Source organism: Planococcus sp. RAB007_Raresut, assembly GCF_057369535.1.
Window position 1 is genome coordinate 19,770 of sequence record NZ_JBXYIF010000010.1, and the last position, 23,163, is coordinate 42,932.

The following is a 23,163-nucleotide window of genomic DNA, read 5'->3' on the forward strand; positions in this document are numbered from 1 at the left end:
CTTGTTCTTATTATACCCTTTTATCTGAAGGAGTGTTGTGCTTTTGAGAAATTTTTTGTTTCAAAGAAGAATTTAAAAAGAGAAGAAGCTGTTTTGGCTTCTGAACTGCGCCCCATTTAATGGACAGTTTGTAAAAAAGGTACCCTGCAGCTAAGCTGCGATTAGATGACTTCGGTATTGTGCCGGAGTCATCTTTTTTAGATTCCATTGCTTGCGCGTTCCGTTGTAATACTCCATGTACTCATCTACCAGCCCTTTCATTTCACCCAAGCTGGTTGCTTGTTTAAAATCGACATCATCTTTAAAGTGACCAAAAAAGGATTCGATGGGGGCGTTGTCGAGGCAATTGCCCCGGCGGGACATGGATTGGGTCAATTTCAGTTCCTTCACACGTTGTTGGTATTCGGGATGGGTATAGTGGAAGCCTTGATCGGAATGAATCATCGCTTCCGGGTGAACATTGCCATCCAACGCTTCCTTCAATTTCTTCAACGTACGGTAAACAATTTCCATTGTAAGCGTCGTCGTGACTTCATAGGCGACGATTTCACGGGTGGCGACATCTTTTATAGCGGACAGATACGCCATTTGCCCCGAACGGTTGGGCAGATACGTGATATCAGTGACGAATACCTTGCCGGGTTCATCTTGTTCAAACTCGCGGTTTAACAAGTTCGGACAGACGGTGTGTTCTTGTGTGGCTTTGGCGATTTGCTTATAGGGATTCGCTCGCCGGATTTTGGCAAAGAGATTGAATTTGCGCATGAGACGCAGGATTTTCTTGTGGTTCATCGGCGTTTCCAACAGTTCAGTGAGTACCATATAAAAGGTACGATATCCGATTTTCCCCCGATGCGCATCGTAGATGCTTTTGAGCAACTAGTAGTCCTGGTAGTCCTGTTCTTCGCGAATGGCGTGCTGTTCCGTTTTCTCCAGCCAGGCGTAATAGCCACTCCGGCTGACCCTCGCTGTGCGGCAAAGGGTTTCCACCAAATTCTTCAGTTGGAATTCCCGGACCACTGTGTTGATCGCTTCGAATTTTTCCGCTGGGGTCAGCTGCGTTTCTTCGCCTGCCTCTCGAGCTCCTCGAGCTTTTTTAGCAGCTCATTTTCCGCTTCCAGGTATTTGATGCGTGCTTCCGCTTTCTCCAGCTTCTTCTCCGCCGAGAGATCTTTGGTGGAAGGGCGGCCGGTACTGCCTTTTCCACGACGCTCTTCAAAGAAGCCTTCTTCTCCATAGGTTCTAAACGTCGTCCGCCAACGGTTCAAGGAAGACGTCGCTTTTTTGGAACCGATAACCGTTAAATCAAAACCACTTTCACTAAAGATTTGGGCAGGGCCTTTGCCCGCTAAGTTCTCTTTCACGGCATGGATTTTGAATTCCGGCGTGTACTGAATCGCCCGATCGGATACGGAAGCGACATTCGGATTCGCCTCCAAGACCCGTTGTTGGTGTTCGTTGAATATAATTTTACTCATGTGATCTTCTCCCGTCCAAGTTAGCTAAATTTAGTATACCGGGGTCTGAAAACAGAAAAAACCCCAAATGGGGTCACTTTTTTTAAAGTGTCTACCATTTGGGGTTCAGTTCATTCCTCTCGTTCTTATCTGTTAATTAAGCTCGACCCAGCCATTCTTTATCGCAACTACAACAGCCTGTGTCCGGTCCTGCAATTCCATCTTTCGTAAAATGGAAGAAACATGATTCTTTACGGTCTTTTCGCTGATTTCCAACGCTTCGCCTAATGAAAGATTGCTGTGACCATCTGCCAATAGCTGCAATACCTCGCATTCTCTCGCAGTAAGCAAGTGATACGGACGTTGGACTGCTGTTTGCAGGAACATTCCATGATTGTCTTTTCCAGCCAGCTTATTAAACGCTATCAAAAAGTCTTTTGTGATCTTTGGATGGAGATAAAATCCGCCTTCGACAACCGTTTTGATCGCGCTGCTAATCTTATCTGCATCCATTTCCTTTAATAAATAACCAGAAGCTCCACCGTTGAGGGCTTGCGAAACGTAGGAAAAGTCATCAACCACCGTAAAAAGAAGCACTTTTGCAAAAGGGAAATGATTAAGAAGTTCCTGCAAAGATGCTATCCCTTCTTTATGCCCCTGATTCGCCTCGATCAGGACGGCATCCGGTTGATATTGCTTATACAGAGGTAATATCTGTTCCCCCGTTTCCCCTTCAGCTACAATCCGTAAATCCTTGTCCATTTCCAAGACTCGCTTGAGTCCTTCACGAAAAAGAGGATGCGAATCGATGACTACTATATCGAGTGTTTCATACTGTAAATTCATGAGTTATATGTATCTCCTTTAGCTGACGTAAACTTTTATCTTAATTTTCATATCTTCATAAATTAATGATACCACTTTCTCGTTATTTTATTTTACGCTAATTAAGAACGTGAAATCTTGGTCACACTTTGCTATTTATCTCTAAAAAATTCTTCGTCAGGTCCTTCTTTTCTGGTGATGCGAATGGATGTAAAAAAATATCTGGTTTTACTTCTTCACACAAAAGGACAGTCCTTAGCATAGCTAGGACTGTCCTTTTGGTAGTTCATTTTTAAAATTTATTAATGTGTAGGAAGTTTTGCATTATCACTCTGGAATATCGCCAACTGGTCAACCAGCTTCTTGCTGCCCGTATCCAGGCCGACAATTTCCACTGCATTACCTTTTTCCCTGTATTTCAGGACGACGCGGTCCACCGCGCCAACTCCGGAATCATCCCAGATATGGGCATCCGTGAAATCAATAACTACTTTTTCATCCTCAATATCGTAATCGAACTTTTCAAGGAAATCTTCTACAGACGCGAAGAACAATTGACCTTCCACCTGGTAGTGTGTAGCATCAAGCAATCGCTTCTGGACTTTGATCTTTGAAATCTTCGATACGAAGAAAATTGCACTCAGCAACACGCCAGCTAAAACCCCAATGGAAAGGTCATGTGTATAAACAACGATTGCGACAGTTGCGACCATGACAATGGCATCCGTTTTCGGCGCTTTTTTCAAGTATTTGAATGATGACCAGTCAAAGGTGCCAATGGAAACCATAATCATAATCCCAACCAGCACCGGCATCGGAATCTGAATAACCACGTTGCCCAACGCAATAATCAGGAACATCAGAAATGCTCCAGCTACAAGAGCCGAAAGCCGGCCCCTTCCTCCGGATTTCACATTGATGATCGACTGTCCGATCATCGCACAGCCAGCCATACCACCGAAAAATCCAGTGATAAAGTTGGCAATACCCTGACCACGTGATTCTTTATTCTTATCACTCGGTGTTCCGGTCATGTCATCAACGATGTTCGCTGTCAACAATGATTCCAATAACCCGACAATCGCCAACGCCAATGAGTATGGCAAGATGATCATCAAAGTTTCCAAGTTAAACGGTACATTCGGCAATAGGAAAGACGGAAGTGTTTGACTTATATTTCCCAAATCCCCAACCGTCCGCAATTCAAAGCCTGAATAGATGGCGATCGCTGTAAGAACGACTAATGCAATCAATGGTGCTGGAATCGCCTTGAAAAATCTTGGTAGTATATAAACGATTGCCAATGTGATAGCGACAAATACATACGTAACTGTATTGATGCCAATGAAATGCGGTACCTGTGCCATGAAAATCAGGATCCCAAGTGCGTTAACGAACCCGATCATAACAGCACGGGGGATGAATTTCATAACTTTTGCTACTTTGAAGATACCAAACAAAATTTGAATTACTCCTGTCAGAATCGTGGCCGCCAATAAATATTCCACTCCATGATCCCGTACCAACGGAACCATCAAAAGCGCCATCGCCCCTGTGGCTGCGGAAATCATACCGGGACGCCCGCCGACAAATGCTATAATGACTGCAATACTAAATGAAGCGTACAGGCCGACCATCGGATCCACTCCGGCGATAATCGAAAAGGCAATAGCTTCAGGGATCAATGCAAGTGCCACAACAATACCCGCGAGAACGTCTCCCCGTATATTTCCAAACCACTCGTTTTTAATCGTCTCAACCACGTTACCTTGCTCCTCTTGTTTTATAATTTGAAGACCTTGCGTCTTCTAAAGGCCCTTATTTTTCACAATGAGAATAGTGTATCACCGACTCTCCATTAATGGAACCTTTTTGGACCTTTTTGATGTAAAGTTTATGTTATACTGAAAGCAATTTGTAAAGTAAGGAGTTTTTCAAGTGCTTATTGGCTATGCAAGACCCATCGACGGGGATTTGGACTGTATAAAACAAAAAGCGATTTTCGATCAATTCGGCTGTGAAGAGGTTTATATCGAAACCCATTCATCTCCTAAAAAAAGAGAAGAACTGAAAAAAATTTCAGATCGATTAGAGGTTGGAGATCGTATTGTGGTCTGGAAGCTTCATGTTTTGGCCGACTCAACACGACAGCTGGTGGAGTTACTGGATTTAATTGAGGAAAAAGAAAGCACTCTTTACTCCTCCAGTGAAGAAATAGATACTGCGGCAAATGCGCTCTTTTCATTCAAGAAAATCGCAAACTGTCTTGCCGATTTCCAAAGTGATTCCATCAGTGCCAAAACAAAGGCCGGACTCACAATAGCTAAAGAAAAAGGTATGTATGCCGGACGTCCGCGAAAGCCGGATGCCAACGTCAAGAAAGCAGTTGAGATGTATGAGAGTAAACAGTTCAGCTTGGCTGAAATTAAAGAACAGACTGGAATCAGTAAGTCGACGTTATATCGCTACCTGGAAAACTAAGTCCAGATCCGCAATATAAAAAAGAGAGCGCTCAAGCGCTCTCTTTTTTATGATTGAAATTCTTTATTCATGTTTAAATTTTACCGGCGGAGTAGCCAGGGCGGCCGCCAGTATCCCAAGAGCCGGCAACAGTAAAAGAATCCACAATACTTCATCGTAGCCGCCGAAAGCATCATAGAAAAGCCCAAAAGGCAATGGTCCAAGTGCCGAACCAATTACCATCACCGCCATTGCGATACCATTGATACTTCCGATATATTGCCTGCCAAAATAGTTTGGCCAGACGACACTTAACGTAACCCGTTCAATGCCAGAAATAAAGCCCCAAACCACTCCAAATAATATAGCAAGAGACAGAACGTCAGCTTGCAACAGCAGCAAGATAAATCCGATTTCACCAGTAAACAGCAAAACGAGCATCCATCGCACCGAAATTTTATCCAGTAAGTAGCCGGCCAGGAATGTTACAGGGAATCCAATGACCGCCATCAGACTCAGCACAGTGGCGGCGGTTTCCGGCGCTAGTGTTTTTTGCGAGAAGATGGAGACCAGATGAAAAGTCATTCCGGTATTCACCAAGGCCGGAATCGCTACACAAAATAAGAGGAGCCAGAACGTTTTTGTTTTGCGGGCTTCTTTAACGGTCCAACTGATATCCGCTGACAAGGACTTTTGATGTTCTTCTTCAGTCAGAATATTCTCACCGTCCGGCCTTAATCCGATGTCTTCCGGTTTATTGCGGATTAGCCAGATAGCCAGTGGCGTAAAAATCACCAGCACCGACAAGCCGAGTATCGTCCATGCCAAACGCCAGCCGACCATTTCAATCAGCCAGACATTGAGTAACGGGAAAACCGCTGAGCCGACCATTGTGCCGAGTGCCGCGAGACTCAAGGCACGGCCTCTTTTTTTAATAAACCATTGCGGGACAAGTGATTTAGCGACAAGAGACATAGATCCTTGCCCCAAGAGCCGAATGAGAAAGAACCCAATGAATAGCATGAATACATTAATCACGAGTCCATTAAAAAGACAGGCGATCGCCAATAGAATTGAAATGATCACGGACATTTTCCGTGCGCCCTGGCTATCGATTAGTCGGCCCACCATAAACAACAGAAAGCCGGCAAGCAACGTAGCAGCTGAATAGATTCCCGAAACGGTGGATCGGCTCCAGCCGAATTCATCTATGTAATAATCAATGAATATAGCATTCGAAAAGGTTTGACCCGGTCCCGAAAAGAAATACGAAAGACCGGCTATCACTACAATCACCCATCCGTAATAGAACGGAGTTGACACAGGTTGTTTTGGGTTCATACTCCATCCTCCCCTCTCCCAAGTCTAAACTTACCGTGAAATAACAAGAGGACTCCGGCGGAGTCCTCTTGTTATTATAGGTATTCTTTACTTTACGATAAGAACCGGACAATTTGCGCGTTTCACTACCTTGTGACTGACGCTGCCCAAAACCATTTCCTGCAAGGAATTCAATCCCCGGCTGCCAATGATAAGAATATCAAATTTCTCTTTATTTGCGTATTCCACGATTGCAGGACCCGGTGTACCGTGAAGAATTTCGACACGGTGTTTAATTTTTGCTGTTGCAATCGCTTCCTCCACTGGCTGCAACTTTTTACGGCGTTGCAAGTCCAATTCAGCGGAACTGCCGCTGTGCAGTACTTCATTCTTAGCGTTTGCATGATCTGCTACATAAACGATGGTGATTGTTGCCTGTGCAGATTCTCCTGCCACTTTGACAGCTTCTTTCGCTGCGCGAATGGAATGGTCGGAACCATCCACTGCCAATAGAATCTCGTTATACATCTTTCAACATCCCTTCTTCTCCCTTAGTGCGTCGGTAGTTTCGCATTGTCACTCTTGAAAATAGCTAATTGATCGATGAGTTTCTGACTTCCCGTGTCCAGACCGACAACTTCGATTTCATTCCGGTTTTCACGAAACTTCAAAACGACACGGTCCACTGCACCGACACCCGAATCATCCCAGATATGAGCATCTGTGAAATCGATTACGATATCTTTATCTTCCACTGAGAAATCGAATTTGTCCAGAAAATCATCGACTGACGCAAAGAATAATTGTCCTTGCACTTGATAATGTGTCGCTTCAAGCAGCTTTTTCTCTACTTTGATCTTCGAAATTTTGGCGACAAAGAAAATGGCACTCAGGACTACTCCCGCGATAACGCCCTGGGATAAATCGTGTGTATAAACAACAATTGCGACGGTTGCAATCATGACAATCGAATCGGTGATTGGCGCTTTTTTCAAATAACTGAACGATGTCCAGTCAAATGTTCCGATAGCTACCATGATCATGATGCCGACCAGTACTGGCATTGGTATCTGTACAACAAGATCTCCAAGTACGATAATCAAAAACATCAAGTATACCCCGGCCAATAAAGATGACAGCCGGCCTCGACCACCTGATTTAATATTGATGATTGCTTGCCCGATCATTGCACAGCCAGCCATTCCGCCAAAGAATCCAGTGACGAAGTTAGCGATTCCCTGGCCTCTTGATTCCTTGTTTTTATCGCTCCCTGTACCGGTCATGTCATCCACGATATTAGCCGTCAATAGCGATTCCAGCAATCCGACGATCGCCAGAGCAAATGAAAATGGCAAAACGATCATGAACGTTTCAAATGTAAATGGCACATTCGGAATCAGGAAAGACGGAAGAGATTGTGTAATGGTCCCTAAATCACCGACTGTCCGCAAATTGAAGCCTCCATACATTGCTGCACCAGTTAAAAAGACCAAAGCGATCAATGGAGCAGGTACAGCTTTGAAAAATCTTGGAACAACATAGACAATGACTAGCGTAATCGCTACAAAAATATAAGTGACGTTGTTGATGCCCAGGAAATGTGGCACCTGTGCCATGAATATCAGGATAGCCAAGGCATTCACAAAGCCGATCATGACGGCCCTTGGTACAAATTTCATCACTTTTGCCACTTTGAAGACACCAAAAAGAATTTGAATTACGCCGGTCAATATGGTTGCTGCCAGCAGATATTCCACTCCGTGGTCCCGCACAAGCGGCACCATCAATAGCGCCATGGCACCTGTCGCTCCGGAAATCATTCCGGGACGCCCTCCGACAAATGCGATGATTACCGCGATCAGAAATGACGCGTACAGGCCGACCATCGGATCGACACCTGCAATAATAGAAAATGCAATGGCCTCCGGTATTAATGCGAGCGCAACGACCAGACCGGCCAATGCGTCCCCTTTAACATTGAAGAACCATTCTTTTTTGATTTTTTCTAACATGTCTTTCTCCTTTATGATGGGATTTCATTTGACCTCTTTTCGAAAAGTCAACTGATTTTGCAATGAGAACAGTGTAGCACCATTCTTCCCACAATGTAACCTTTATGGGAAAAAATCTTCATCCGTGATACAATGAAACTACTTTTAGAGGTGGTGGAATTTTGATGTTAGCAGGCTACTTAAACTCTTTTTCTGTTGGCGAGGACAATGAGACTCAGGAAAGCGTTTTACTTCAGAAAGGCTGCAGCCGGATTTACAAGGAAGAAAGATATTCTAGTGGTGAGAGACCTCAATTACAGGTCATGTTGAAAGAGATAAAGGCCGGAGACACCATTGCTGTCTTGAAATTGCAGGTGTTAGCAGATTCTCTCCTTCAGTTATTTGAAATCCTGAAAGAGATGGATGGCAGAGGGATTAACTTGCTGTCGATTGAGGAAAAACTGGATACAAGACCCGGAAACGACGTTTCTTTTTTTGAATCAGCCGAGCTAGTGATTAATTTTCAACGGGATTCAATCAGCCAAAACACAAAGTCGGGGCTTGTAAAAGCTGTACGAAATGGGTCTAAAATAGGAAGACCGCGAAAATCGAATGAAAAAATCGATGAAGCTCTGGCGATGTATCAAAGCAAAAATTTCACAATTAACGAAATAGCGAAAAAAACGGAAGTCGGAAAAACCACACTTTATCGGTACCTAAAAGAATAACAATTGAAATTTTTTTAAAAAAGGAGTTATAAACATGAACATCAAGAAATGGCCTTCTCACAGTATTTTGACTATAGCTATCTTGGCCACTTGGCTCAAAACATATATTGGCTATAAGATTGGATTTTCCATAACCATTGATAACATAATGCAAGAATTTATTCTTTTTCTCAGCCCTTTAACTCTATTGTTATTTCTGTATGGTGCATCCCTTTTTATCAAAAAACCAGTCAACAGAAATCGTTACCTCATTGCTATGACTGTACTGACATCTATTATTTTGTACGGAAATATTGCGTTCTATCGATTTTTCTCAGACTTCATCACTCTGCCTGTCCTATTTCAGACCAATAACTTTGGAGATCTCGGTTCAAGTGTAGCAGCCAGCATTTTCCTTACAGATGTCTTCTATTTTATTGATGTCATCTTGGTGTTGCTTGCAATAAAGTTTATTCCTATGACTACTGAAAAGAACGTGTCCCCTACCATGCGCAGATCCTACTTTATTCTGTCCGCTGCTGTTCTTTTCTTAAATCTCGGATTGGCGGAAGCTGAAAGACCACAACTTTTGACGCGCAGCTTCGACCGAGAGATGCTTGTTAAAAATCTGGGCATTTACAATTACCATCTTTATGACGTCTATATTCAGTCCAAGTCACAAGCCCAGCGCGTGTTTGCAGATAGTTCGGAGTTAGTAGAAGTAAATAATCACGTGCAGACTCACCATGTCGATTCCTCAGCAGAAATGAATGGTATTGCTCAAGGTAAAAACCTAATCGTCGTTACTTTAGAATCGATGCAGACTTTCACCATTAATGCAGAGATGAACGGAGAGACCGTTACTCCTTTTTTAAATGAGCTAACACAAGACAAAGATACAATTTATTTTCCAAACTTTTATCATCAGTCTGGCCTAGGGAAGACTTCCGACTCGGAATTTCTGCTGGAAAATTCACTGTATCCGTTAGGCGGCAGTGCAGTATTTTTCACGCACGCCGAAAATACATTCAACTCGATGGCAGAAAAGCTTGGAAACACGGGCTATTCAACTAATGTTCAGCATGCCAACACCAAAAGCTTCTGGAACCGGGATATGATGTACAACTCCATGAATATCGATGAGTTCCTGGACATTCAGAGCTACTCGATTGAAGAGGGACAAGCTGTCAACTGGGGAATGAAGGATATTCCTTTCTTTGAGCAGTCGGTTGCACACATGCAAGAAATGCCAGAACCTTTTTATAGCCGTCTGATCACCTTGACCAATCACCATCCGTTTACATTGGATGAAGAAGACAAAATGATTGAAGAATTTGATTCAAATTCCGGAACGCTTAACCGCTTTTTCCAGACTACCCGTTATTTGGATGAAGCCGTGAAGGAGTTGTTCGATGAATTGAAAGAAAGCGGATTGTATGAAGACTCCGTTATCATCTTATACGGAGACCATTATGGAATTTCCGAAAACCACAATGCCGCGATGGAACAATACTTAGGGAAAGAAATCACCCCATATGAATCGGCTCAACTCCAACGTGTTCCTTTCTTCATCCATATTCCCGGATCTGGAGAAGGCCACGTCAACAAAGAGATTGGCGGCCAAATCGATATGCGGCCGACTCTTTTGAATATACTTGGCATCGATGCAGAATCTGATATGCAGTTTGGAAATGACTTGTTTTCTCCCGAGCATAATGAATTTGTTATTTTCCGGGACGGGCGCTTCGTTACCAAAGATTATGTTTATGCGGGCAATACATGCTACGAGAATGGCACAGGTGAAATCACGGATATTCGTCTTTGTGAACCTTATATTGACGAGGCTGTCACAGAGCTGGAATATTCCGATGCCCTTATCTATGGCGACTTGTTGCGCTTCTATGATCCGGAAACCGGTAAACTGCTTGAGTAAAACCGTTAAATTGAAATACACCTATTGCCATAAGTAATTTCTCTAACAAGACTGGTACTTTTAAAGCGACGGGCATGCGGGATGTGAGCATAACGGATTATTTTTAGGCTTCATTCACATTCCTGCCCCACTAGAAAAGGAGAGAAAATAAATATGACCACTAAAATACTTTTAGCTTCCGACGGATCCACACATGCTTTTAGAGCGACAGAAGAAGCGATTAAACTGGCCAACCTGAACGACTCTGAAGTGATCATCGCCTATGTTCAGAAAGACAACGAAAAAACAGATACAGATAGTGCAGCAAGTATTAAAAAATTGCAAGGAACTGAAGAATTGCTGAAAGCTTCGTCCATTCGTTACCGAATTCAGACTCTGACAGGCGATCCGGGCGAAGCCATATCTGACTTTGCCAATAGTCAATCATTCGAATTTTTGGTTATCGGAAGTCGTGGTTTGAATAAAATGCAAGAAATGGTCATGGGGAGTGTCAGTTACTATGTTATGAAGCACGCGCAATGCCCGGTATTAGTGGTTAAATAATATTATTCTCTTCATTTTTAAAGACGAGTCAGCTTTGACTTACTTTAATTAATGCACAATCACGGGGAAATTTATAAATACAGTGATAAATAAGCTATGCTGATAAATCTCGCGGTCTTCTGTAAGAGTTGAGAACGCAATTAAAACCCGTGAGACTGTTAATGTAACTTCTGATTCTCTTTCTACAATTCCTTGACTAAAGCTCAACTACAGGAGACGGAAATAGTTTAAAAAAACAAATTTTCTGAAAACCTTTTCCCGTAATGAAATGTTCAAAATAAAAATCTTCCATTTATGTCGAGGAGGGATGAACTTGCTTCATCAAAAATTGGAACATTACCGTCAAAGCCAACTGGATGAAAAAGGGATTGTAGAACTTCAGAAAGAACTCACCGAAGGAAAAATCACTTCCGAAGAGCTGGTCTTGATGTACCAAGAAAACATTTCCATTAGAGGCGGAAATCTGAACGCTATACTTGAAATTAATCCGGATGCCCTTCAAATAGCCCAGGCACTCGACGCCGAAAGAAAGCTATCCGGCATCCGTTCCCCGCTTCACGGGATTCCCGTTCTGATCAAAGATAATTTGGATACCGCCGATAAAATGCACACAAGTGCAGGTTCACTGGCCATGCAGAACCATTATGCCCTGCAAGACGCTAAGGCGGTCGAAATGCTGCGTACAGCCGGCGCAGTCATAGTGGGTAAAACCTCTATAACGGAATGGTATAATTTCATGTCAGGCGACATGCCCAATGGCTACAGCTCACGGGGCGGACAGGTAAAAAATCCATATGGGGAGTTCGATGTCGGAGGATCCAGTTCAGGCTCGGCAGCCGGCATTGCAGCAAATTTAGCCGCCGCCGCACTTGGCACTGAAACTTACGGCTCCATCATCAATCCGGCTTCACAAAATAACTTAGTAGGATTAAAACCAACAGTCGGTTTAATCAGCCGCAGGGGAATTATGCCTATTTCTCACACCCAGGACACAGTGGGCACACTTGCCCGCACCGTAGAAGATGCAGTCCTCTTGTTCTCTGTGCTTATCGGTGCCGATGAAGAAGATTCCATCACATCGATGGCAAAGCCTTTTGAGAACCACACTTGGATGGATCATTGCAAAAATGACGGTTTACGCAACGTCCGGCTGGGCATACCCAGAGGTCTATTCGAAGACTTGATTTCCAATGAACAGTTGAAACTTTTTGAAAAAGCAATTGAGGTATTGCGGAGCCATGACATTGAAGTGGTCGATCCTGTAGACCTCGGTGCGACGCAGGAAGATTTGGGATTTGCTGTTTTATTGCACGAATTCAAGTCCAACCTGAACCATTATTTAGCAAAATCCAATCCACAAAACCCGATTCGATCGCTCGATGACCTGATTGCCTATAATGTAGAGCATTCTGACACGTCATTAAAATTCGGTCAAAACATACTGGAACAGGCGAATGAACTTTCTGGACGGTTGATTGAGAGGGAATACCTCGAAGCGCTTGAACGGAATCGCTTTTTGGCTGCAGAACAAGGACTCAATACCACACTGAAAGAACTGAATGTCGATGTTCTCCTTCTCCCGCAAGATATGGGCTGCAACTTCACAGCTTCTGCTGGATTTCCGTCCCTGACGGTTCCATTTGGTTTTACAGATAGACAAGAACCTTTTGGAGTCACCTTTACCGGTCCGTCCTTCTCTGAAGCAACACTGATTGAGTGCGCCTATGCTTTTGAACAACTGACAAAAGCACGAAAAAAACCGCCTGCCACATAAATTGGAGGCCCTCTTCATAGAAGTAAATTACCATAAAAAAAGAATGGAATACTACAAGATGATTCGCGGGGGAAGCCACTTCCCTCGCTTTTTCTTTTTCAACAGATTCTTTAAAGGGAAACAGTGAAAGTTATTTTATAACCAACACTGGACAGTGAGTACGCTTGGCCACTTTATGGCTGACGCTGCCTAAAACCATTCCTTGGAAGTCATTTAGTCCCCTGCTGCCAATTACCAGGATGTCATAAGCATTTTCATTTGCGTAGGTCACAATTGACGGTCCCGGCTCCCCTTCCAACACTTCGACATGGTAAATCACATTCGCTGATTTGAGTAGCTGTTCCGTTTTCTCCAGCTTTTTTTGGACGCTTGTTACTTCGTCATTAAAACCCCTTCTGCCTTGCGAAATCGGCTTCACATAGACCAAGGTAACTCTTCCATTGTGTAATGAAGCCAATTTTATGGCCTCTCCCCCTGCACGTTCGGCATGGGATGATCCATCGGATGCCAAGAGAATACGTCTGTACATAAATCTCCTCCTCATAGGACTTAAGGATAAAGCGCTTCCAATTAACTGAATAGTTTTTCTTAAGTCCAAAGTATTGTAATGCAACTATCTCTATTATAATCTAATATAGTAGTTTATAACAGATTATAATAAATTATAACTGAATGGAGAATAAAAAATTATGGATAAAGAAATTATGACAGTTACTCAAGTGGCGGAATACCTCCAATTGAGTGAAGTGACAACTTATAAATTGGTACAACAAGGCACTTTGCCGGCTTTTAAAATTGGCAGCCATTGGCGAATCGACAAAGCAGATCTGCATGAGTATATTGAAAAGCTTAAAAGAGGCGAGCGCTTATAAGCGATTGATTTCTGTGAGAGTCAGAAATCGAAAAAAAATAAGGAAGAAAGAGGTAAACAATGTCTATATCAGCTTTAAAAGAAACATGGTTTGGAAACATAAGAGGAGATGTATTAGCGGGAATCGTTGTGGCCTTGGCTTTATTGCCTGAAGCTATTGCGTTCTCCATCATTGCAGGCGTTGATCCGATGGTCGGCCTGTACGCATCATTTTGTATTTCAGTAGTTATTGCATTTGTCGGTGGCCGGCCGGGCATGATTTCCGGTGCGACAGGAGCGATGGCGTTGCTGATGATCACGTTAATCGCTGAACACGGCTTGCAATACTTACTTGCCGCCACTATTTTGACAGGCATTCTGCAAATACTATTCGGAGTCCTGAAGTTGGCGAGGGTGATGAAATTCATCCCCCGCGCCGTCATGATCGGATTCGTAAATGCACTGGCGATTCTAATCTTCACATCCCAGTTGCAGCATTTTATCGGAGAGACTTGGATCATGTATGCCCTGGTTGCAGTGACACTGGTAATAATCTACGTTTTACCCCGTTTCACCACTGCTGTTCCCTCTACGTTAGTGGCTATCGTTGTCGTGACTGCACTTGCCATCTTTATGAATTTTGGCGTGCGAAGTGTAGGAGATATGGGAAGTTTAAAGCAATCCCTTCCCCTCTTTATGTTGCCCGATATCCCACTTAACTTTGAAACTTTAGCAATCATTTTCCCGTATGCTTTAGCTTTGACTATTGTAGGAATCCTGGAATCCCTGCTGACCGCTACGATTGTAGATGACATGACGGATTCTGAAAGTGATAAAAACACAGAAAGCCGCGGACAAGGTATTGCGAATATCGTAACCGGCTGCTTCGGCGGTATGGCGGGCTGCGCCATGATTGGCCAATCTGTCATCAACGTAAAATCCGGAGGCTCTGGAAGACTGTCTTCCCTGGTTGCTGGGGTATTTCTTATGGCAATTATCATTTTTGCCGGGGGAATTGTCGTCCAAATCCCGATGGCTGCCCTGGCAGGCGTCATGATCATGGTCGCCATCGGCACATTCGATTGGAGTTCGCTCCGGTCCCTTCATAAGATTCCGAAGACAGACGCAGCTATTATGCTGGTAACAGTGTTCACCGTTGTCTACACCCATAACTTAGCGTATGGCGTATTGGCTGGTGTGGTGTTAAGCATGATTTTCTTTGCTGTCAAAATCTCCAAAGTGAAGGTTCAGTCCCATCTTTCAGACAACGGGGAGAAACGGAAATATCAGATTCAAGGCCAATTATTTTTCGCTTCGGTCTCTGAGTTCCTGGAGAAAATCGATTTTAAAGAAGACATTAAAAAAGTGGAGTTTGACTTGAGTGCTTCCCACTTATGGGACGACTCGGCAATTGGGGCTTTGGATAAGATTGAAAGCAAGTTTGAACAGGCGGGTGTTTCCGTCTTATTTTACGGAATGAACAAAGAAAGTTTGACGCTGCATAACCGAATCGGCGGCATTTCGAAAAATTCCGGCCACTAATGTGAAAGGAGGAGTATGCATTGTTCAGAGATGGATTGATATTGGAAGGCGGCGGTATGCGGGGCGTTTATACTGCCGGCGTCCTTGAGTATTTCATGGAAAAAAACCGGTACTTCAATTACGTCATTGGAGTTTCTGCAGGCGCTTGCCATGCGGCTTCGTATGTATCGAGACAGCCGGGACGCAACAAATCCGTAACGATCGACTACCTTAAACACCCGGACTATATCTCAATGAAAAACCTGTTGTTGAAAAAGGAACTTTTCGGTATGGACCTGATTTTTGATCATATCCCAAATAATCTGGTTCCATTTGATTTTGAAACCTTCCACTCTTCAAAAGAACATTTTTTAATCGGTACGACAGACTGCCAAAGTGGCCAGCCCGTTTATTTTGAAAAGAAGGAATGTGCAGTAGATATTTTGTCCGTGATCCGAGCGTCCAGCTCTCTGCCATTTATGGCTAAAGCAGTCCCTTTTCAAGGAAGATTTTTAATGGACGGCGGCATTGCTGATCCGATTCCGATTGAGAAAGCGTTGCAGGATGGCGTTCAAAAGAATGTCATTATCTTAACCAAACCAAAAGGATATCGAAAAAAACCTTCCTTTTTTTCTAAAACGACACGCTATTTTTATAAGGAATATATCGGCTTAACGCACGCACTTGAAATGCGCTGGAAAGTCTATAACGATACATTGGATAAAATCGAACAGTTGGAAGACGAAGGAAAAGTATTTGTCATCCGGCCAAGCCAGGACTTTAAAATCAAACGGGCAGAACGGGATTCAGCCAAACTAGAAACGATGCATAAGCAAGGCTATCTCGATGCCCAAAATATTTTTCAGACATTAGAGGATTGGCTGGAGACTTATTGGGAGGAACCTGACTATGCAAACATTGATGATCGATACCCTGTTTAACCGCCTGCATGCAAACATTCCATTTGCAGTCGAATTTTCGGATGGGACAGTAAAAAAATATGGAACGGCTGAACCGCGCCTGCGCCTAAAGCTTAATGAGGGATTCTCCCTGACAAAACTAATCAAAGAACCGAGTGTCGCTTTTGGTGAAGCTTATATGAATGGTGAAATCGAAATTGATGGAGAAATTGAAGACGTCATTTCTCTTGCCTTGCATAACAAACAAGAATTATGGAACGGTTCCGCACCCAAATTGCCCAATCTGTCAATTAGAAAAGCCAAACAGAACGTCGAACACCATTACGATATCGGCAATGAATTTTACGCACTTTGGCTGGATGAAACTATGAGCTACTCCTGTGCCTATTTTCAGGAAGAAGGAGACAGCCTTGGCCAAGCCCAGTTGAATAAAATTGATCATGTACTGAAAAAACTGCAGCTGAAAGAAGGCGAAACGCTTCTCGACATCGGCAGCGGCTGGGGAGAACTGATCATCCGTGCCACTCTTTCTTACGGCGTGAAGTCACATGGCGTCACCCTCAGCGAAGAACAATACACAAAAACCAAAAACCGGGTCGCCCAATTAGGGTTGGAAGATTGGGTGACGGTTGATTTAATGGATTATAGGGAACTGCTGGATAAAGGATGGACGTTCGATAAAATTTGCAGTGTCGGCATGTTTGAACATGTGGGCCAGAAAGACTATCCTATCTTTATGAAAACGGTGAATACCTTATTGAAAGACGAAGGCGTTGCTCTTCTTCACACCATTACACACCAAAAAGAAGAAGCTGGCGATCCCTGGATTCAAAAATACATCTTCCCTGGTGGCTACATTCCTTCATTGAGAGAAATTGTTGCCCTGCTTCCGGATTACAACTTCCATGTTGTCGACATTGAAAGCCTGCGGCTCCATTATGCAAAAACACTTGACCAATGGGCTGCCCGCTTTGAAGACTCAAAAGAGAAAAGTGAAGAAATGTATGGCGAAAAATTTGTCCGCATGTGGCGTTTGTATCTGCAATCCAGTGCCGCCTTTTTCCGGAACGGTGGTTTGGATCTGCATCAGACTTTATTCACGAAAAATGTCAACAATGAGTTGAAAATGACAAGAGCACATTTATACAAATAATCCGAACCTGAAACCGGAATCCAAGAGTGTCTGTTCAGTCAAAGAACTTTGCAGATGCTCTTGTTTCTTCTTTCATTTTTCACCATCATTTTACGACTGGAGTGAATCTTATGAGAAAAACAAAAATCGTCTGCACCATTGGTCCAGCCAGCGAAACACCTAAGCTGCTCGAGTCGTTAATCGATGCAGGCATGAATGTGGCACGTTTGAATTTTTCACACGGCGACCATCAAGAACACGCGGTTCGCATTCAGCGCATCCGTGAAGTTTCTGAAAGGCTAGGGAAAACAGTCGGCATCCTGCTCGATACAAAAGGTCCTGAAATCCGCACCCATACGATGGAAAACGGGGAAATCGACTTGGCAGCCGGACAAAAAATTGCGGTTTCCATGACGGAGGTAGTAGGCACGGAAGATGTGTTTTCAGTGACTTATGACCAACTGATTGAAGATGTACAGGAAGGATCCATGATTCTTTTGGATGATGGATTAATCGAACTCAGTGTTGAAAGCCTGGACACAAAAGCAGGCATCATCCATACAAGGGTTGAGAACGAAGGAACGCTGAAAACCAAAAAAGGCGTCAATGTACCAGGCGTTTCCGTGCAGCTTCCCGGTATCACCGAAAAAGATGCCCAGGATATTCTGTTTGGAATCGAGCAGGACGTCGATTTTATCGCTGCATCTTTTGTAAGAAGAGCTTCTGATGTGCTGGAAATCAGACGGTTGCTGGAACAAAACAACGGTTCACATATTCAAATCATCCCGAAAATCGAAAATCAGGAAGGCGTCGATAACATCGATGAAATTCTTCAGGTTTCGGATGGGGTAATGGTAGCCAGAGGAGATTTGGGTGTGGAAATTCCTGCCGAAGAAGTGCCGCTTGTGCAGAAATCGCTTATTGGGAAATGCAATACGGCCGGGAAACCTGTCATCACGGCCACACAGATGCTGGACTCCATGCAACGGAATCCGCGCCCTACCCGCGCAGAAGCAAGCGATGTGGCAAATGCCATCTTTGACGGAACTGATGCCATCATGCTTTCAGGTGAAACGGCTGCGGGCCTATATCCGGTTGAATCCGTCGAAACGATGGACCGTATTGCTGTGACTACGGAAGCAGCATTAAACTACAAGCAAATCGTCTCCACCAGAAGAAAAGAAAAAGAAGCCAATTTGACCGAAGCGATTGGCCAAGCAGTGGCCTATACGGCATTGAACCTGGGTGTGAAGGCGATTATCGCACCGACCGAGAGTGGGCATACAGCGAAAATGATTTCGAAATACCGTCCGGGCGCCCCCATCATCGCCATTACTTCCTCCTTACCCGCTTCGCGGCAGCTGACTCTTGTCTGGGGTGTACAGCCCATTGCCAGCAGAGCTGTAACTTCCACTGATGAGTTACTGGAGAATGCTATTGAAGCAAGTTTGGCCCATCACTTTGTCGGGCATGGCGATTTAGTGGTGATAACAGCAGGTGTCCCAGTCGGCCACGAAGGAACCACCAACATGATGAAAGTACACATCATTGGCGATATCCTCGCAAAAGGCCAGGGCATCGGCAGATCTGTCGCATATGGTGAAACCGTAGTTGTAAAAAGTGCCGAGGAACTGAAAACGATAGATACCACCGGAAAAATTGTGGTTACAATAGGGACAGACCGCGATATGGTGCCTGCTTTATCCCGAAGTGCCGGCATTATTACAGAAGAAGGCGGACTGACCTGTCACTCTGCAATCATCGGATTGAACTTGGGAATACCCGTAATCGTTGGGGTCAAGGACGCAACTTCAAAAATTGAGCATGGAAAAAGTGTCACCATCGATCCCAATTCCGGAGCCGTGTATTCTGGCTACGCCAGCATTCTTTAATACAGTAAAATATTCATTCCCTAAAATTGAACGCTGAGTGGCTCCATACGAAAAAAGCTAAGTTGACTTTTACGTCATACTTAGCTTTTTTGGTTTGTTTCAGTTAACCGATGAATATGCCATAATATCGGATTCCTCACCCGTTGTACATTCATTCTGAATCATCGTTCGCATTCTTCAAAGCCTCATTTAATTCTTCCAAAAACTGAGCTAATGCTTTCCCGGGATCTTCATTTTTATAGATGACAGGAATAATCCCTCTTTCATTCAATATTGCTTCTTTTACGGGATTTGGATCGGAAAGGAAGATATACGATTTTGGCCTGACATGTTCATATCGTGAATTTCTCCACTGGTTGTGCAGCTTGTACAACATATACCGGATGTTGATATCGGACAGGCTGTATCCGATAAAAAGAATGGATTTCTCGAGTGAATCAGACCGCAATTTGATGTCCAGCGACGTTTCAAAGTCCAGGCGATTAAAATAGCTGGACTCAGTAAGGACAATGGAAGAATCGTCATCAAAGTCCCCGTGAAATTTAATGATTTGCGGAACCTCTCTTTCAATCTGCGGTAAATCAGCTACGTTTGTTATTTTGGTATACTTTTTACCGTAATAATCATAGGCATTTTCAAGCCACCGGTCAAAATTTGTCGTATAGATAATGGGGAAGTCCAATTCAAGAATTAATTTGTAAATCGCTGAGCTCCCAATATCAAACCGCGGGTTATGCCATGCCCGGTCCATCCAGCTGCGCAAGGCACCCAACGTACCTTTCTTCAGCAGATAATACTCAGCCAGTATTAAAAAATCATTATCTCCCCATTTGTGAAAAGCAGAAGCATCGTATCCCAGATTTCCGGCCATTTGGTCGATCAATTCCGAGTAGTCGGGCAACCCCAGATTTTTCGAAACACCCGACCCTACAAAAAGAATCGTCTGCTTTTTTTTGATTGATGACGCTAATTGCTCAATCATGCTGACCCTCCTTAGACGAACTGCGAGTACACTAAAGCTTTCTTCATGAAGTACAAGAAAAGAAAGACTCAGGTGAGCTCTACATTCCTTAAGATAACCTTTTCTTATTCAGTTTTTTCTTGGCGACAATTTTGTAAAAATTCTTTTCAGTAAATGAACCAGTGCCCTGACATTGGACACAGTTTATTTTTAGTGCAAGAAATTTTTTTATTGTGCCGCTGCCATTGCAATTCGTACAAATCATGCGCAGAGCCAAAGCGTTCTTCCTCCTTTTTCATTATTTATTTTCACTTTCGGCAAACTGCTATGCCAATCGGATAATGGATATCATTTCTTGGGGGTTCTATCAGGACGCCCTTTTGGTAGTAAAATTTTCTCTCAGCGTACTCTCCGAACAGTTCATGGAATTCGTGCCAGCTTAATTGATGTACATGAAATTCCGTCCCGCATGGTTTTCCTCTGCCAAGTCCAAAAGGCGTAGAAAGAATCAGCATGCCACCCGGTTTCAGCAAGGCATATACCGAGTCGAGAAATCTTTTTTCGTCATTTAAATGTTCTATCGTTTCAAAAGAGATGATGGCATCGAATGTGCCGAGTCTTTGAGGGAGTTGAGGATTTAATGCATCATCCTGCAGATAACTTACTTTGGGATGATAATATCTGTGTTTGGCGTAACGGATGGCTTCAGTGTCAGCGTCCACCGCAATTACTTCTTCTATCTGCTTGTTTTTCGCCTTTGCCAGGAGCTGTGCTCCGTATCCCACTCCGCAAGCGAGATCCAAAACCCTTCCCTCTGCATATTCAATCGCAAAATGATACCGGGCGATATGTTCAAGCAACATGCCGTTCATCGGATTCATCATTTCAGGAATGACTCTTTCTCCGGTATAAGTCAGCATAAGATTCTCCTTTCCATTTTAAAACTATCATTGAAACCTCACAGACAGCCGATTACTTTCATTGCCGCAGCAAGGCGTTCCGCAAATTGATCAGCCGGCTTCTCTGATTCCATAAACAGACAGACGATATTCGGGTTTGTCACTACATGTTGTTTAGTATTCAGTGGGAGAGCAATCTTGTAATCACGGAGCGCTACTGAAAAAGCAGGGAGTTCTTCAGGTGTTAATAAGACTTCCGCCTTATTCACTGCATATCTGCCGTCAAGATACGGTTCACAGGATATATCCATCTCCAGTACACAGTCAAAGACTTGGTCATTTTCAGTAATCGCAATTTCCCTTGTTTTTTTCATCGAATACTTGCCGTTCATCTTGTTTACTTGAGTCATCAATATTCTGCTAAGCGTATCGGCCAGAAAATCAGATTTTTCCACCTCGCCAATCCTTTCTTTTTGTATTTTGCGTTAGCATTAGATGAAAAATTTAGTTATATTTTTTAAAATACACATTGCTTATTAGATAAGCAGTAATTAAAGCAGACAAACGAACATTTTGAATTTGCGTTTTTAAATGGAGAATCGGGGATTCACGCGGAAATACGAAGAAAGCTTACTGTTGAAAATAAGCTTTATCATAGTCAATCGATGAGGAATTCGATTGACCGGCAATACGGGCATTGTATATAGGAATTTTTTATCTCATAATTCTTGATATCGTCAGCTGAGTCGCTAGCTTCAGCAACACTTGATACTTCACATCGACTTTCGACGAACTTCACTTCGTGGATTACGGTTTTGTCGTGATCAATTAGATACTTCACATCATCCCTCCTTCTCCCATAGTTTTTTTGTTGCTTACAATTTCTTCTTGCATCTACTCTCATTATATACTTTACTTTATTTTTTTCTCAATACATCCGGATATTGGGCTTTGGAAAGCTCCTACAGTAGTACTTCATTATTGTACGAGCTTCCGATAAGTGCTGATATGTAAACCTATAAAGTAATTTTGAAAACTAGAAATCTAAATACAACCGAGGTAAAAATGATTGAATGACCTTCATAGAATAGTAATAAATATAGTCATTGATATTTTTTCCAGTTCCTGTTTGCACTAGAAAATAAGAAGCAAATATTCTTTTTTACTGCTCTAAATACTCAGTAGCTAACTCTTCCCGTAAATATTTAGCCATTCCTGTCTTTAACTTTCTAAAGCCAAGTTTTTGATAAAAGCCTTCATTTCCAGAAGTGGAAATTAGTTGGATGCAAGAGATCTGATTAAATTGATTTAACAAGTCATCAACTAAAATCCGAGCAATGCCTCTTCCTTGAAACTCTTTATGTACTACAACATCATAAATTGCTGCGTTAAATACTCCATCTGAAAGTGCTCTCGAAAAACCTACTATTTTATGGTCTTCCATTGCAAAAACGGCATGGGTACTTGCACTAAAAATTTTTCTGATTGTCTCTTCATCATGTTTCAGCCAACCGACAGATTGATAGACTTCTTTTAATGTAGGAATGTCTTCTTCAACCAGGTGATATTTAATTGTTACCATAATTTTTAGCTCCTTCAATTTGAATATTTTGAAACCACAAAACGATATATTCATTTTAGTCTCTTTCCAAAAGAATCTCTATAGCTCTTCACCTTTTACAATCTATACTACTGAATTAGAGCGTTCGTAAAAGTACACTTAAACAAACGAAAGAAGGAAAGAAGTTATATGCATCACTCCTTCCCTTCCTATAATCCCTCATATGTTAACTGAAATGAAGGAATTTATAGCAGTTGGATTTACTTCTGAGAAAAATAGCTTCGTTTTTACTTAATTCACTTTACAAATTTACTGCAGGTTCAATAAAATCTCTTTTCCATCATGGTACAATTTAGAAAATCTGTAAATTAGGGATAAGGGTGAACTCCATGACCATCGGTGAGGTTATCAAATATT

At 43.0% G+C, this 23,163-nt stretch carries 21 protein-coding genes and 1 pseudogene; 10 read left to right on the plus strand and 12 right to left on the minus strand.

Going from position 1 to position 23,163, the window contains the following annotated elements; genetic code table 11:
• Positions 1-150: 150 nt before the first annotated feature.
• The 3 genes and pseudogenes from AC2Q9J_RS16665 to AC2Q9J_RS16675 all read right to left on the minus strand — a co-directional run bounded on the left by AC2Q9J_RS16665 (position 151) and on the right by AC2Q9J_RS16675 (position 4,045).
• Positions 151-1,478, minus strand: a pseudogene (locus AC2Q9J_RS16665) (IS3 family transposase).
• 132 nt (positions 1,479-1,610) lie between these two features.
• Positions 1,611-2,303 carry a LuxR C-terminal-related transcriptional regulator gene (locus AC2Q9J_RS16670; protein ID WP_499041691.1) on the minus strand — a complete coding sequence of 231 codons (693 nt, stop codon included), beginning with the start codon at positions 2,301-2,303 and terminating at the stop codon, positions 1,611-1,613.
• A 281-nt stretch (positions 2,304-2,584) separates the two neighbouring features.
• A complete protein-coding gene (locus AC2Q9J_RS16675; RefSeq protein WP_499041692.1) occupies positions 2,585-4,045 on the minus strand; it encodes a SulP family inorganic anion transporter in 1,461 nt (486 codons plus the stop codon).
• 175 nt (positions 4,046-4,220) lie between these two features.
• Here AC2Q9J_RS16675 and AC2Q9J_RS16680 point away from each other — a divergent pair, with 175 nt between their 5' ends.
• Complete coding sequence (locus AC2Q9J_RS16680) at positions 4,221-4,763, plus strand: recombinase family protein (protein WP_499041694.1); 543 nt, start codon at positions 4,221-4,223, stop codon at positions 4,761-4,763.
• A 63-nt stretch (positions 4,764-4,826) separates the two neighbouring features.
• Here the strand turns inward: AC2Q9J_RS16680 and AC2Q9J_RS16685 are convergent, their stop codons facing one another.
• From AC2Q9J_RS16685 to AC2Q9J_RS16695, 3 genes are all read right to left on the minus strand, one after another.
• Positions 4,827-6,083, minus strand: a complete 1,257-nt coding sequence (locus tag AC2Q9J_RS16685) for an MFS transporter (protein WP_499041696.1) — start codon at positions 6,081-6,083, stop codon at positions 4,827-4,829.
• 87 nt (positions 6,084-6,170) lie between these two features.
• Complete coding sequence (locus AC2Q9J_RS16690) at positions 6,171-6,590, minus strand: universal stress protein (RefSeq protein ID WP_499041698.1); 420 nt, start codon at positions 6,588-6,590, stop codon at positions 6,171-6,173.
• Between the two features lie 23 nt (positions 6,591-6,613).
• The gene (locus AC2Q9J_RS16695; RefSeq protein ID WP_499041700.1) at positions 6,614-8,074 is read right to left on the minus strand and encodes a SulP family inorganic anion transporter; all 1,461 of its coding nucleotides are present in this window, start codon (positions 8,072-8,074) and stop codon (positions 6,614-6,616) included.
• A gap of 164 nt (positions 8,075-8,238) precedes the next feature.
• Between AC2Q9J_RS16695 and AC2Q9J_RS16700 the strand changes: the two genes are divergently transcribed.
• The 4 genes from AC2Q9J_RS16700 to AC2Q9J_RS16715 all read left to right on the plus strand — a co-directional run bounded on the left by AC2Q9J_RS16700 (position 8,239) and on the right by AC2Q9J_RS16715 (position 13,010).
• On the plus strand, positions 8,239-8,781 hold the full coding sequence (locus AC2Q9J_RS16700) for a recombinase family protein (RefSeq protein ID WP_499041702.1): 543 nt from the start codon (positions 8,239-8,241) through the stop codon (positions 8,779-8,781).
• Positions 8,782-8,815: 34 nt separating this feature from the next.
• Positions 8,816-10,693, plus strand: coding sequence for an LTA synthase family protein (locus AC2Q9J_RS16705; protein ID WP_499041704.1), 1,878 nt, complete (start codon positions 8,816-8,818; stop codon positions 10,691-10,693).
• Positions 10,694-10,846: 153 nt separating this feature from the next.
• A complete protein-coding gene (locus tag AC2Q9J_RS16710) occupies positions 10,847-11,236 on the plus strand; it encodes a universal stress protein (protein WP_499041706.1) in 390 nt (129 codons plus the stop codon).
• A gap of 307 nt (positions 11,237-11,543) precedes the next feature.
• Complete coding sequence (locus AC2Q9J_RS16715; RefSeq protein WP_499041708.1) at positions 11,544-13,010, plus strand: amidase family protein; 1,467 nt, start codon at positions 11,544-11,546, stop codon at positions 13,008-13,010.
• 130 nt (positions 13,011-13,140) lie between these two features.
• Here the strand turns inward: AC2Q9J_RS16715 and AC2Q9J_RS16720 are convergent, their stop codons facing one another.
• Complete coding sequence (locus tag AC2Q9J_RS16720) at positions 13,141-13,539, minus strand: universal stress protein (protein WP_499041710.1); 399 nt, start codon at positions 13,537-13,539, stop codon at positions 13,141-13,143.
• 160 nt (positions 13,540-13,699) lie between these two features.
• Between AC2Q9J_RS16720 and AC2Q9J_RS16725 the strand changes: the two genes are divergently transcribed.
• From AC2Q9J_RS16725 to pyk, 5 genes are all read left to right on the plus strand, one after another.
• Entirely contained in the window at positions 13,700-13,882 is a 183-nt protein-coding gene (locus tag AC2Q9J_RS16725) for a helix-turn-helix domain-containing protein (protein ID WP_499041712.1), read from the plus strand.
• Between the two features lie 59 nt (positions 13,883-13,941).
• On the plus strand, positions 13,942-15,402 hold the full coding sequence (locus AC2Q9J_RS16730; RefSeq protein WP_499041714.1) for a SulP family inorganic anion transporter: 1,461 nt from the start codon (positions 13,942-13,944) through the stop codon (positions 15,400-15,402).
• Positions 15,403-15,422: 20 nt separating this feature from the next.
• Entirely contained in the window at positions 15,423-16,322 is a 900-nt protein-coding gene (locus AC2Q9J_RS16735) for a patatin-like phospholipase family protein (RefSeq protein ID WP_499041716.1), read from the plus strand.
• Positions 16,291-17,454, plus strand: a complete 1,164-nt coding sequence (locus AC2Q9J_RS16740; protein WP_499041718.1) for a class I SAM-dependent methyltransferase — start codon at positions 16,291-16,293, stop codon at positions 17,452-17,454. The genes AC2Q9J_RS16735 and AC2Q9J_RS16740 overlap by 32 nt, the downstream gene beginning before the upstream one ends.
• A gap of 110 nt (positions 17,455-17,564) precedes the next feature.
• The gene (pyk, locus tag AC2Q9J_RS16745; protein ID WP_499041720.1) at positions 17,565-19,325 is read left to right on the plus strand and encodes a pyruvate kinase; all 1,761 of its coding nucleotides are present in this window, start codon (positions 17,565-17,567) and stop codon (positions 19,323-19,325) included.
• Between the two features lie 151 nt (positions 19,326-19,476).
• On the opposite strand, the gene AC2Q9J_RS16750 is transcribed toward pyk, so the two are convergent.
• From AC2Q9J_RS16750 to AC2Q9J_RS16770, 5 genes are all read right to left on the minus strand, one after another.
• A complete protein-coding gene (locus AC2Q9J_RS16750; RefSeq protein WP_499041722.1) occupies positions 19,477-20,307 on the minus strand; it encodes an SIR2 family protein in 831 nt (276 codons plus the stop codon).
• Positions 20,308-20,594: 287 nt separating this feature from the next.
• A complete protein-coding gene (locus tag AC2Q9J_RS16755) occupies positions 20,595-21,206 on the minus strand; it encodes a class I SAM-dependent methyltransferase (protein ID WP_499041724.1) in 612 nt (203 codons plus the stop codon).
• Positions 21,207-21,244: 38 nt separating this feature from the next.
• A complete protein-coding gene (locus tag AC2Q9J_RS16760; RefSeq protein ID WP_499041726.1) occupies positions 21,245-21,640 on the minus strand; it encodes a DUF1259 domain-containing protein in 396 nt (131 codons plus the stop codon).
• Between the two features lie 203 nt (positions 21,641-21,843).
• Positions 21,844-22,026 carry a hypothetical protein gene (locus tag AC2Q9J_RS16765; protein ID WP_499041727.1) on the minus strand — a complete coding sequence of 61 codons (183 nt, stop codon included), beginning with the start codon at positions 22,024-22,026 and terminating at the stop codon, positions 21,844-21,846.
• 321 nt (positions 22,027-22,347) lie between these two features.
• Positions 22,348-22,767: a GNAT family N-acetyltransferase gene (locus AC2Q9J_RS16770; RefSeq protein ID WP_499041729.1), complete on the minus strand. Its 420-nt coding sequence runs from the start codon at positions 22,765-22,767 to the stop codon at positions 22,348-22,350.
• Positions 22,768-23,163 lie beyond the last annotated feature (396 nt).

What these genes read in the sequence shown, in the direction of transcription:
- AC2Q9J_RS16670 (WP_499041691.1), bottom strand. Translation starts at nt 2,303, where the DNA reads ATGAATTTACAGTATGAAACACTCGATATAGTAGTCATCGATTCGCAT.
- AC2Q9J_RS16685 (WP_499041696.1), bottom strand. Translation starts at nt 6,083, where the DNA reads ATGAACCCAAAACAACCTGTGTCAACTCCGTTCTATTACGGATGGGTG.
- AC2Q9J_RS16690 (WP_499041698.1), bottom strand. Translation starts at nt 6,590, where the DNA reads ATGTATAACGAGATTCTATTGGCAGTGGATGGTTCCGACCATTCCATT.
- AC2Q9J_RS16695 (WP_499041700.1), bottom strand. Translation starts at nt 8,074, where the DNA reads ATGTTAGAAAAAATCAAAAAAGAATGGTTCTTCAATGTTAAAGGGGAC.
- AC2Q9J_RS16700 (WP_499041702.1), top strand. Translation starts at nt 8,239, where the DNA reads ATGTTAGCAGGCTACTTAAACTCTTTTTCTGTTGGCGAGGACAATGAG.
- AC2Q9J_RS16705 (WP_499041704.1), top strand. Translation starts at nt 8,816, where the DNA reads ATGAACATCAAGAAATGGCCTTCTCACAGTATTTTGACTATAGCTATC.
- AC2Q9J_RS16710 (WP_499041706.1), top strand. Translation starts at nt 10,847, where the DNA reads ATGACCACTAAAATACTTTTAGCTTCCGACGGATCCACACATGCTTTT.
- AC2Q9J_RS16715 (WP_499041708.1), top strand. Translation starts at nt 11,544, where the DNA reads ATGAACTTGCTTCATCAAAAATTGGAACATTACCGTCAAAGCCAACTG.
- AC2Q9J_RS16720 (WP_499041710.1), bottom strand. Translation starts at nt 13,539, where the DNA reads ATGTACAGACGTATTCTCTTGGCATCCGATGGATCATCCCATGCCGAA.
- AC2Q9J_RS16725 (WP_499041712.1), top strand. Translation starts at nt 13,700, where the DNA reads ATGGATAAAGAAATTATGACAGTTACTCAAGTGGCGGAATACCTCCAA.
- AC2Q9J_RS16730 (WP_499041714.1), top strand. Translation starts at nt 13,942, where the DNA reads ATGTCTATATCAGCTTTAAAAGAAACATGGTTTGGAAACATAAGAGGA.
- AC2Q9J_RS16740 (WP_499041718.1), top strand. Translation starts at nt 16,291, where the DNA reads ATGCAAACATTGATGATCGATACCCTGTTTAACCGCCTGCATGCAAAC.
- pyk (WP_499041720.1), top strand. Translation starts at nt 17,565, where the DNA reads ATGAGAAAAACAAAAATCGTCTGCACCATTGGTCCAGCCAGCGAAACA.
- AC2Q9J_RS16750 (WP_499041722.1), bottom strand. Translation starts at nt 20,307, where the DNA reads ATGATTGAGCAATTAGCGTCATCAATCAAAAAAAAGCAGACGATTCTT.
- AC2Q9J_RS16755 (WP_499041724.1), bottom strand. Translation starts at nt 21,206, where the DNA reads ATGCTGACTTATACCGGAGAAAGAGTCATTCCTGAAATGATGAATCCG.
- AC2Q9J_RS16770 (WP_499041729.1), bottom strand. Translation starts at nt 22,767, where the DNA reads ATGGTAACAATTAAATATCACCTGGTTGAAGAAGACATTCCTACATTA.